The organism is Devosia sp. BK (assembly GCF_032907385.1).
In the GTDB taxonomy this organism is placed as follows: Bacteria; Pseudomonadota; Alphaproteobacteria; order Rhizobiales; family Devosiaceae; genus Devosia.
This window is the reverse complement of record NZ_JAIMBX010000001.1, coordinates 1,913,130-1,924,559: the sequence shown is the minus strand read 5'-3', so window position 1 is coordinate 1,924,559 and position 11,430 is coordinate 1,913,130. Positions and strand designations below refer to the sequence as shown.

The 11,430-nt window shown below is 59.9% G+C and carries 8 protein-coding genes; 3 read left to right on the top strand and 5 right to left on the bottom strand.

From position 1 onward, the window contains the following. Window positions 1-33 precede the first annotated feature (33 nt). Window positions 34-1,890 carry an ABC transporter ATP-binding protein gene (locus DevBK_RS09330; protein ID WP_317185222.1) on the top strand — a complete coding sequence of 619 codons (1,857 nt, stop codon included), beginning with the start codon at window positions 34-36 and terminating at the stop codon, window positions 1,888-1,890. A 34-nt stretch (window positions 1,891-1,924) separates the two neighbouring features. Here DevBK_RS09330 and DevBK_RS09325 read toward each other — a convergent pair whose 3' ends face one another. After that, window positions 1,925-2,296, bottom strand: a complete 372-nt coding sequence (locus DevBK_RS09325; protein ID WP_317185221.1) for a DoxX family protein — start codon at window positions 2,294-2,296, stop codon at window positions 1,925-1,927. Between the two features lie 86 nt (window positions 2,297-2,382). Continuing rightward, window positions 2,383-4,365, bottom strand: a complete 1,983-nt coding sequence (locus DevBK_RS09320) for a putative bifunctional diguanylate cyclase/phosphodiesterase (RefSeq protein WP_317185220.1) — start codon at window positions 4,363-4,365, stop codon at window positions 2,383-2,385. Between the two features lie 228 nt (window positions 4,366-4,593). Here DevBK_RS09320 and DevBK_RS09315 point away from each other — a divergent pair, with 228 nt between their 5' ends. Continuing rightward, window positions 4,594-7,068: a beta-mannosidase gene (locus tag DevBK_RS09315; protein ID WP_317185219.1), complete on the top strand. Its 2,475-nt coding sequence runs from the start codon at window positions 4,594-4,596 to the stop codon at window positions 7,066-7,068. A 98-nt stretch (window positions 7,069-7,166) separates the two neighbouring features. Next, entirely contained in the window at window positions 7,167-8,081 is a 915-nt protein-coding gene (locus tag DevBK_RS09310) for a DMT family transporter (protein WP_317185218.1), read from the top strand. Here the strand turns inward: DevBK_RS09310 and DevBK_RS09305 are convergent. The 3 genes from DevBK_RS09305 to DevBK_RS09295 all read right to left on the bottom strand — a co-directional run bounded on the left by DevBK_RS09305 (window position 8,078) and on the right by DevBK_RS09295 (window position 11,341). Further along, window positions 8,078-9,379 (bottom strand): NAD(P)/FAD-dependent oxidoreductase, encoded by a 1,302-nt coding sequence (locus DevBK_RS09305; RefSeq protein WP_317185217.1) that lies wholly within the window; start codon window positions 9,377-9,379, stop codon window positions 8,078-8,080. The genes DevBK_RS09310 and DevBK_RS09305 overlap by 4 nt on opposite strands. A gap of 63 nt (window positions 9,380-9,442) precedes the next feature. After that, window positions 9,443-10,816: an FGGY-family carbohydrate kinase gene (locus tag DevBK_RS09300; RefSeq protein ID WP_317185216.1), complete on the bottom strand. Its 1,374-nt coding sequence runs from the start codon at window positions 10,814-10,816 to the stop codon at window positions 9,443-9,445. A gap of 75 nt (window positions 10,817-10,891) precedes the next feature. Next, the gene (locus DevBK_RS09295; protein WP_317185215.1) at window positions 10,892-11,341 is read right to left on the bottom strand and encodes a universal stress protein; all 450 of its coding nucleotides are present in this window, start codon (window positions 11,339-11,341) and stop codon (window positions 10,892-10,894) included. Window positions 11,342-11,430: the final 89 nt, after the last annotated feature.

Here is an 11,430-nt window from a genome sequence, read left to right as displayed (position 1 = left end):
CTGTTAGGCGCGGCTCAATAAAATGAGCAGAAAATGTTCAACCGCGTCATCGAATTCTTCGACAATCTCTATTCGCCCGTCGCCCTGGCCAAGAACCGCCAGCCGCCCATGGGCCTCCGACCTTTCGTCAGCTACTTCATTGGCCAATTCAAGCGCGCCTTTGCTATCCGCATAGGCCTTGTCGCCATCGGCTCGGTCGCCGATGCGCTCATGCCCGTTTTCGTCGGCATGATCGTGGGCATGCTGGCCACTACCAATCCCGGCGAAATCTTCGACCAGCACGGCCAGACCCTTTTGTGGATGGTCTTTGTGGTGGTGCTCGTCCGGCCGCTGACCTTCCTCCTCGATACGCTGGTGCGCAACCATGCCATTGTGCCCAATCTCGTCGACATTATCCGCTGGCAAAGCCATTGGCATGTCATTCGGCAGAGCTGGACCTATTTCCAGAATGACTTTGCTGGCCGCATCGCCAACAAGGTCATTCAGGTCGGTGAAGCCATCGAGATCGGCGTCAACCTGACCATCGACGCCGCCTGGTATGCCTTGGTGTTCGTCGTCGTCGCCATCATCGTCCTGGCACAGCTCGATCTGTTGCTGCTGGTGCCTATCGGCGTCTGGCTGCTGCTTTATGCGGTACTTTTCACCATCACCATGCCGCTCATCGCTCGTTACTCCGAAGAGCTTTCGGAAAGCAAATCGGTGATGACCGGTCGCATCGTCGACAGCTACACCAATATCCAGACGATTAAGACCTTCGCCACCGGCAAGCACGAGGATCGGTATGTCTCCGACAGCGTGCTCGACCACGCCAAGAGCTTTCGCAAGCTCATGCGCGTCTTTACCTATATGTGGTCGACGCTCTTCCTGCTGAATGCCGGTCTGGTGGTCTCAGTCACCTGGCTGTCTCTTACCGGCTGGAACAATGGCACGCTGACTGCTGCCGCGGTGGCGACGGCGATTCCGTTCGCCCTTCAGATCATGAACATGAGCGGCTGGATCCTTGAGATCGGGTCGAACATTTTCCGTCAGATCGGCACGACGCGGGATTCGATGGATACTATTGCCCAGCCCCTCACCATGCTCGACGCGCCCGAAGCGGTCGCTCTGCCAGTCACGGCGGGTGGCCTGCACTACGACAATGTCAGCTTCAATTATTGGCGGGGCAAGGAAGGCAGCGTCATCGATGCCTTCAACCTGACGATCAAGCCAAGCGAAAAAATCGGTCTCGTCGGACGTTCGGGCTCGGGCAAGTCGACGCTGGTCAACCTTGCCCTGCGCATGTTTGATGTTCAGGATGGTTCGATCCGTATCGACGGCCACGATGTCCGCTCGGTAACCCAGGAAAGCCTTCGCGCCGCCATTGGTCTTGTCAGCCAGGACACCTCGCTGCTCCATCGCTCGGTCCGCGAAAATCTCAAATACGGCCGCCATTCGGCGACTGACGAAGAGATGATCCGGGCCGCCGAGCAGGCCAATGTGCACGAAGTCATCATGGGCCTGTCCGATCCGCAGGGTCGTCGGGGCTATGATGCCCATGTCGGCGAGCGGGGCGTAAAGCTCTCGGGCGGCCAGCGCCAGCGCGTCGCAATCGCCCGCGTTCTCCTCAAGAACGCACCGATCCTCGTGCTCGACGAAGCGACCTCCGCCCTCGATTCCGAAGTCGAAGCGGCAATCCAGGAGCAGTTGACCATGCTGATGCAGGGCAAGACGGTGATCGCCATCGCCCACCGTCTCTCGACCATCGCCGCCATGGATCGTCTGGTCGTGCTCGAAAAGGGCCGGATCGTCGAGGAGGGGACGCACGCCCAACTCCTCGCCTCCGGCGGGCACTACGCCATGCTCTGGGAACGCCAGTCTGGTGGGTTCCTTGATTTAGAAGCCGCGCAATAGCAAAAAGCCCCGGCAGCGATGCCGGGGCCTTTTCTCAGCGGATGATCGGAAAGAGATTCCGTATCCTGGGCTCGCGCAACCACAGCGCCACCCAAACCAAAATACCGAAATAGACGCTGAACAGCGTGTGGCTGAAAAGCGGATTATCGACCCGCAGATTGGCCGCCAGCGCCGCGCTCAAAAGCCCGGTCGTCAGCACGGCGCCCAATAGGCCCGTGCGCGGAATGATATAGAGCACAGCGCACAGCACCTCGATGAGGCCAATAAGCAGCATGTATTTTGCTGGCCAGCCAACGACGGTCATCGGCTCCAGTGCCAGCGTCGAATTCATCAGCTTTGGCGCTGCCGAAGCACCGAGAAGAAACAGCGTGACCAGCACGCTCAATACCCAACCTGTCCTGATCATCTTATCCTGTCCATCCCGGCTCACTGTTGAGCCACTGACCTTGCGACGATCTTCAGGCGGCAGTTTCGACACGCCATCGCGAAAATTCAACTCGTCGTGCCGTATTGGCGCAAGCGGTCGCTCTTTCTGCCGTCTCCTGGCCTCGCGGCCAGTTCAAGCGCCGCTTCCGGCGCCATGGGGCGGCCAAAGAGATAGCCCTGCATCACTGTGCCACCGAGCCCGACCAGAGCTTCAAGTTGCTCCTCGGTCTCGATCCCCTCGAACACGCAGGACATCCCAAGATTGCGGCAGAGGTCGATCATCGTCTTGACGATGGCGCGGCTCGTGCTGTCGGTCGTGACCTCGGCAACAAAGCTGCGGTCGATCTTGATCCGATGCAGCGGCAAACGCTGCACATGGGTAAGGCTCGAGTGACCCGTGCCGAAATCGTCGAGCGCAATCCGTGACCCGAGATTGAGGAGGCGCGACACCGCTTCATTTGCCTGATGCAGATCGCGCATCACCGCCGTTTCGGTAATCTCGAAATCGATCCGCGTTGGCTGGTCCGCAGCTTGTACCAGCGCAATCACCTCATCGACGGCCGCATCAGAGCCGATATCGTGCGCCGAAAGATTGACCGACAGGCGCACGCCACGCGGAAGGGTTTTGCTGACCTCGATCGCCTTGCGCAACACCACCTGTGTGATCCGCCCGATCTGCCCCATGCGCTCGGCCATGGGGATGAAGTCGGCGGGAGACACTTCGCCAAGATGTGGGCTGCGCCAGCGTGCGAGCACTTCGTAGCCCGTCGTCTCGCCAATCGAGACGTCGAATTGCGGCTGTAGCAGGATATAGATTTCGCTGTCGAGATCGGCAGCGTGCAGCATCTGCTCCATCCGGCGGATCTGCCGGAGGTCATGCGCATCGATGGCCGAAAAGATCATCCAGCGGCCGCGCATATCGCGCTTGGCCAGCCAACTCGCATAATCAGCATGATCGAACAGCGTCTCTGGCGTGTCATCGACGCTTGAAGCGGCAAACCCGATCGAGGCGGTGACATGGGCCGTGCCCTGCACCAGAGTGATCGGCTGGCTAACGATATCGCCAAGCCGCTTGCCAAGCCGCTCCAGATTTTTGCTGCCGGTGTTTTCCGTGACGATCAGCGCAAAATTATCACTATCGAGGCGGGCAAAAAACGAATGCGGTGGCTTGTTCTGGTCGAGCCGCTGCGCGATTTCCCGCAGCACCTGGTCACCCATGAATTGTCCAAACACCTCGTTGACGGCCTTGAACGCATCGAGATTGAGCCGCGCCAGCGCAATAGTCCGGCCCTCGCGCCCCGCTTCTTCGAGACAGGCGCCGAGCGTCTCGTGGAACGAGCGCCTATTGGGCACGCCGGTCAAGCTATCGAGCCAGGCGAGGCGGTGGTTTTCCTCAAGCAGCGCCTGTGTCTCGGCCTGCTTCTGGGCAATTGCCGTGCGCGAGGCAACGAGACCGGCAAAGTCCCGATAATTGCCGAAAAGGATCACCGTCAGCGTGGCCGTCACAAGCAACATGTTGACGGCGATGGCCAGCAGCGTCGGCTCACCCGCGGTGCCGAAAACCAGAAGAAATGGAACGATGACGATCGCGCTGATCGCCAGCGCCGCCTGACGCACGCGCAAAAGGCAGAACATGCAGCCGATCACAGTGATGCCCATGAAAAAGGCCACGTGGGACTGCTGATATTGATCGCCATAAGGAAAAAGGCTCAGCGACCACCAGGTGAAACCAACGGCCAGCATCGGCCCGAGGATGACCAGCATGCGCAGCCCGCGCCGTGCCTTCTCGACCGTCACCGGACGCTTCCCATCGCGCATCCAGATCACAATGCGAAGGGTGCAAAGGACGGTCAGGACGCCAGGGACGATCAGCGTCAATCCATGCGGCGCGACGGCATAGTGCGTGGCGGCCAGAATGATCGAATTGGTCAGCAGCATGACATACATCAGCGGCACTTGCAGGCGCAGGGCATCCCATTGCGCAAGCGTCAGCTCTGCCGTCGCCTGCCCACCGAATACGCTGCGGCAAAATTGCCGGAAAACTGCCATCGAACGCCCCTAACCAAGGAAGACTAAGCATTAACTTCCTAATAGATCAGTAAATCCAGTGTCGCATTCTCCGCACAAGCTGATCGCAACGATGCAAAAGATAAAAAATGCGCGCTCGCGGGCATTCCAACCGTTCCCTCTTCACGCTAAAAGCGCTTCCGAAATCGATTTCAGCAGCTGCGCCATCCGCTGCGAGAAGAGGCCGGGCCTGCCCGGCAGGAGGACGAATTGACCATCCCAAGCTTCAATACTGCGCTGAACCTGCACGGAAAATACGCGCTGACCGCCAACTCGCGCGATATTGCCACGACCATTAATCTGCCCGGCGATGTTCACGGCGCTCTCCTCGCCGCCGATCTCATTCCCGACCCCTATTACGGCGAGAATGAAAAGGTCGTGATGTGGGTCAATGAGACCGCTTGGACCGTCGAGCGCCGCTTTGAAGCCTCGGCCGCTGATATCAGTGGCTATCTCACCCTGACACTCTCGGAAGTCGATTGCATCGCCACCATCTTCCTCAACGGCGAAGAGATCGTACGGACGGACAATAGTTTCGTTCGCCACGATATCGACGTCACCGGAAAGGTCCGCGCTGGCGAAAACACGCTCCGCATCGAATTCGATATCGCGCCCGATGTCGCGAAGGCGCGCTCGGATGCGCACCCGTTCCCGATCCCCTTCACCTATAATTACCAGACCAATGGCCTGAAGGGCATCCACATGAACTTCATTCGCAAGGCAGCCTGCCATGCGGGTTGGGACTGGGGCATCTGCACCATGCCCATCGGGGTCTACGGCACAATGAGCCTCCGCAAATCGCGCCTTGCCCGCCAGGAAAGCGTCGAGGTCAATCAGGCCCACGGCGCCAATTCGGTCGAACTCTCGATCAAGACGCGCATCTTCGCCTTTGCCCATGGCGAAGTCGAACTCGAACACACGATCGCTGGCCAGACCATCACCGATAAGGTTTCCGTCCAGAAGGGCGAGAACGTCTTCACCCACAACGTAATCATCCAAAATCCAAAGATCTGGTGGCCGGCCGGGCAGGGCGAGCAACCGCTTTATGAGCTGACCACCAATCTTGAAGGCGAAGTGACGACCCGCAAGATCGGCCTTCGCAAACTCGAATGGATCATCGAGAAGGACGAGATCGACCACTCGTTCAAGTGTCGCATCAATGGCCGCGACATCACCATGATGGGCGCCAACTGGATCCCTGCCGACGCCATTCCCTCGCGCATCACGCCAACAGTCATCCGCGATCTGCTGGAGAGCGCGAAAGCTGCCAATATGAACATGCTCCGCATCTGGGGCGGTGGTCAGTACGAGCCGGACTATTTCTACGATCTCTGCGACGAGCTCGGCATCCTGCTTTGGCACGATTTCATGTTCTCGTGCATGAGCTATCCGTCCAACCGCGAATTCCTCGCCTCGGTCGAAACCGAAATCACCCAGCAGGTGCGCCGCCTCAGTCACCACGTCTCCATTGCCCTTTGGTGCGGCGATAACGAAGTCATCGGCTCGCTCAATTGGTATCCGGAAACCAAAGCCGATCCCGGCCGCTATCTCGCCAATTACGACCGCCTCAATTCGATGCTGCATCGCATTGTCGAGGATGAAGATCCCGCCCGACGCTTCTGGCCGTCTTCGCCATCGCTGGGATACATGGACTTTTCCGATGGCTGGCACTCCGACACCCGCGGCGATCTCCACTATTGGGACGTCTGGCATTCGGCGAAAAGCTTTGACGCCTATCGATCGGTTAATCCGCGTTTCGCCTCCGAATTCGGCTTTCAGTCCTTCACTTCGATGAACGTCATCGAAACCTTCTCGGAAGAAAAGGACCGCAATCCGTCCTCGCCGGTCATGGAAAACCACCAGCGCAACAATGGCGGCAATGCCCGTATCATCGAGACGATGACGCGCTACTTCCGCTTCCCGCGCGATTTCGACCAGATGGTGTTTTTGAGCCAGATCCAACAGGGTCTCGCCATCAAGACCGCCATCGAATATTGGCGCTCCACCAAGCCGCGCTGCATGGGCACGCTCTATTGGCAGATCAACGACATCTGGCCGGTTGCAAGCTGGTCCAGCCTTGATTACGGCGGGCAGTGGAAACTCATGCAATACATGGCCAAGCGCTTCTTCCGCCTGGTCAATGTCGTCGCCGTCCCCAATGCTGAAAACACCGCAATCAGCCTCAAGGGCATCAACGACACCGGCAGCGCGGCGTCTCTCACACTTGACGTTCAAGCCGTCAAAGTCACTGGCGAAACCCGGACGGTCTTTTCGGGCAAAGCCGCCGTCGGTCCCGACGCTGCTAGCGTTCTCGCAACTATGTCGCTCTCCGATCTTGCGGACGACGAGTTCCTCTACTTCTCATGGAAGGACGCTGCCGGAACAACGATCGGCGAAAACGACTACTTCCCCAAGCCCTATAAGGCCTATGAATTGGTCCAGCCCACGATCGCTTCCTCCTGGTCCGATCGCGACGGCCAGGCGGTCCTGACACTCGTTTCGGACAAGCCAGCCGTATTTGCGACAGCGACAGTCGATGTTCCCGGTTACTTCTCGGACAATGCGCTAACCCTGCTTCCTGGTAAGCCGGTCGAGCTGGTGTTCCACCCGCGCCACGGCGCGAGCGTCACTTCGGCCGATTTGCGGAACTCGCTGAAGATCCGCAACCTGGCCGAAACCTTCTAAACTTCCATACAAGTTTTTGTCGCCCGGCGATTGACTGGGCGGCAGCTTTCTTCCACCCTTGATCCGGGCCGCGCCTCCTGCGGCCGCATGGATAGAAAATGTCTGCTCCCTTCGCCCCGCCCCAAGAGCATAGGCTCCTCGGGATCGGCTTGGCGCTTGCCGCCTATTTCATGTTCACGGGCATCGACTCCTCCGCCAAATGGCTCGGGCTTGTCGGCATTTCGGCCGTGCAGATCGTGTTCCTGCGCTATGCCATTCATCTGGCTTTGGTGGCGACTGTCCATCTGCCGCGCCATGGCCGGGTCATGATCAGGACGGGGAGCCTTAAACTCCAGTTCTTTCGTGCGCTTGCTCTACTCGGGTCCACCGTCTGCAATTTCGTCGCGGTGCAATACCTGCCTTTGACCGTTACGGGCGCCATTGCCTTCACAGTCCCCCTGTTGATCTGCGCACTCTCCGTCCCCTTCCTCGGCGAAACCGTCGGTTGGCGGCGGTGGACCGCTATTGGCGTCGGCTTTATCGGTGTGCTGGTGATCGTTCGACCAGGCACCAACGCCTTTCACCCAGCCTCACTCCTCAGCCTTCTCGGTGCAGTCAGCACTGCGGCCTATATGCTGCTCACGCGCCGCGTCTCCGCTTTCGACAGCCCTGCGACCAGCCAGTTTTATGTTGGCATTTTCGCGACCGTGGTGCTGCTGCCGATCGTGATATTTTTTTGGTCCTGGCCGACGACGCCAGATGGTTGGATCGCCTTCTTCGCCGTGGGCATCTTTGGCTTTCTGGGCCATCAGTTGATCACCATGGCCTCGGGTCTGGCACCGGCGACTGTGCTGGCGCCATTTTCGTATTTTCAGATCATCTTCATGGCGCTTTCGAGCTGGCTGATTTTCGCCCAGCCGCCCGATTTCTGGCTCTATGTCGGCGCGCCGATCGTCATTTTGAGCGGGCTCTACATCTGGTTGCGCGAGCGGAGCTTGGCCAAGCCCGCGCCCTCAGTTGTTGTGCCCCACTAGCCGACCTTGCCCTCTTCGACTTCCCGCAAGGGCTCTGCAGAAGTCGCCCGCCCGTGGGTGATCAACCGCGCGCTGCGCTGGCCCGTCAGATAAATCCAGAGCCAGCTCATCGCGACGAAGATGCGGTTTTTGACGTCGACCAGAAAGTAGATATGCGCGATGCCCCAAACCCACCAGGCGAGCCCGCCGGTGAGTTTGGTCCAGCCAAAGTCGAGGACCGCTGCCCGCTTCCCGATCGTCGCTAGATCGCCGGCATGGCTATAAGAAAATGGATGCGCGCTCATATCGCCCTTGAGCCGCAGTAGTGTGGTCTTCGCCGCATGTGCCCCTGCTTGCTTGGCCGCAGGCGCCACGCCCGGCACAGGCTTGCCATTCTCCTGGATGATGCTCGCCGTGTCCCCGACGACGAAAATCTCCTTATGTCCCGGCAGCGACAGGTCCTTCTCGACCTTGACCCGTCCCGACCGATCCGGCTCCACGCCCAGCCACTCTGCCGCTGGCGACGCCGCAACCCCAGCGCCCCAGATAATGGTCTTGGTCTCAAGCCGATTGTCGCCATAGCTGACGCCATCGGCGTCGATATTTTTGACCTTTTGTCCTAGCTCCACCTCGACCCCGAGCCGCTCCAGCGCCTTGAGCGCATAGTCCGAGAGCTCGGGCTCGAAATTGAGCAGTACGCGATCGGCACCTTCGATCAGCACCACGCGCACATCGCCAGGCGCTATGGTCCTGAACTGCCCCGCCAGCGCCGACCGCCCCAGTTCGCTGATCGCGCCCGCCATTTCGACCCCGGTCGGCCCGGCTCCGATGATGGCAAATGTCAGCAGAGCCCGCCGCCGCTCTGGATCGGCCTCACGCTCTGCCGCCTCGAAAGCCAGCAGCAGCTTTCGGCGAATGCCGGTCGCGTCTTCGAGCGTCTTCAGCCCCGGCGCAAACTGCTCCCATTCGTCATTGCCGAAATAAGCGTGTTGCGCTCCGGTCGCGACGATCAGACTGTCATAGCGCTCCGGCTCGCCATCCTCGATCATCACCTGTTTGCTGGCAACGTCGATCCCGGTCACAGTCGCCATGATCACGCGGACATTAGTCTGGCGTCGCAGCACATGCCGGATCGGCCAGGCAATTTCCGATGGGCTCAGCGATGCCGTCGCGACTTGATAGAGCAGCGGCTGGAACAGGTGGTGATTGCGCCGGTCGATCAGCAGCACATCGACATGGGCGTGCTTGAACGCCTGCGCCGCGGCGATACCGCCAAAGCCTCCACCGATGATGATGATCCGGTGCTTTGGCGTCGTCATGGCGGCCTCCATATCTGCCTCAAACATTGGGTTTGGGCAGCGCGCCGTCAATGCCGCTTAAGTCTACCCGGTGACATGATCCCGCCAACGCTGCGCATAGGCCGGAAAACCTGGATGCCTCAGCGGCGCGATCGGCGAATCGTGCTGCTCATGCGCAGGCTGCCCTCCGAACAACAGGCTTGCCCCCAGGCTCGTTCCCGTCCCATCGCCCGAAGCGTGCACCGGCCGCTCGGCCAAAGCCGCTAGCGCCGCCGCAAATACGCCATTGCGCGCCAATGGGCCTTCGATGGTGATAGTCTGTCCCAGCCCACAGAGTTCGAGGCATTCGCGGGCGACGAGCGCGAGATAAAGCGAGGCTGCTGCCGTCCGCTCTCCATCGCTCAAGCCATCGGGCGCCACGGTCCAGCGCCCCTTCTTGCCTGCAAAGGGTCCGACACCCGGCGCAAAGGTCGGCAAAGCTTGAACATCGCGCGCGATGACCGATGTCAGATCAGCCTCTGTCGGCTCGACGATCTTATCCACCAGCGCGTCAAATTCGCGCCCACCCATGAACCGCGCAGTTGGCACGGGCCGTCCAAAAGCATCGACATTGGCAAGGCTATCACGCATCTGGTCGAGCTGCGCCGTGTCCCCACCCACTGTCATCGCAATGGCCCAAGTCCCAGTCGAAAGGATCGTGAATGGCGCAGCGCGACGCCCCAGATGCGGCACCAGAGACGCATTGGAATCGTGAATCCCACAGGTCACGGGCGTGTCTGCTGCAAGACCTGTCAGCGCCGCGATATCAGGCCTAATGGCGCCTAATATCGAGGCCGCCGGACGGATCGCCGGAAACAGCCCACGCCACCCCTGCTCATCCACCAGCGCAGAAAAATCTCCGCTGTCTGGCGCCCAAAGGTCAGTATGGCAGCCGAGCGAGGTGACTTCGCTGGCGAGCACGCCCGTCAACCGCCAAGCCCAATATTGGGGATAGGTGAGAATGCTCGTCACCCGAGCGAAGTCCTCGGGGAAGGCGCGCGATTGCCAAAAAATCTGCGCCCCGAGATTGAGGCCGTTCGGCAGTTTTGGTGACAGCGTCTCGGCAAATTTCGGCCGCGCTCGGTCATAGGCTTCGTCCGAAGCCGCCGGGCCATCATATTCATAGTCGAGCACCGGCAGCGCCAGCCGATCGCCAGCTATCAGCGCGGCGGTGGCACCATGCGTTGTGATGGAAATTCCATCGACGCCATGCTGACGATGCAACTGACCGAGACTATCGAGCACAAAATCCCACAACCCTTCCACGTCGGCATGCGGATAAGGCGCATCGCGAAGGACAGTATTGGGTCGGCTGAGCCCGCCCAATTGCGTCTCGCTTGCCGCATCGATCAAAACCACTTTTGCATTGGTCTTGCCGATATCGATCACGGCGATATGGCGGGGCAGGGACTGTGTCATGGCGCAGCGCTCTCCGTCGGGGCTTAAGCCCCATAGCGGAATTCAAACCGCCGCGCCATGGCTAACATGTTAGCGCTATTTGATGATCAGCACCGGTATATCGGCATGGGCCAAAACCTCTGCCGCCTGGCTGCCAAGTAGCAGCCGGCCAAGCCCGCGGCGTCCATGCGATCCCATCACGATCAGGTCCGCATTCAACTCCCGCGCGGCCGCGATAATGCCCTCGGCTGCCGGTAGGTTCGGGACGTGCTTGACGGACATTTCGAGCCCGGACGCTTCACCCAGCTTCAATGCTGCGGCCAAGGTCGCCTTTGCGGATTCCGCTTTGGCCTTGTCGAGTTCGCCGATCATATTGGTCGTGTCGACCATCATCATTTCCGGCCCCGGCGCCACGATCATCGACGTTTCGGTCACGGTCACCGCCGTCAGTCGCGCGCCGAGCTTTCCGGCAATATAGATCGCCTGAGTCAGCGCCTTGGTGCTGAGATCGGACCCGTCGATGGCGCAGATGATGTTGGAATACATTCATTCCCCCTTTGGCTTGGACTGGTGTGACATTGGACTAATGCATGCGTGTCCGCTTTGATCCAGATCAGTCCATTGCCCGCCGCCAC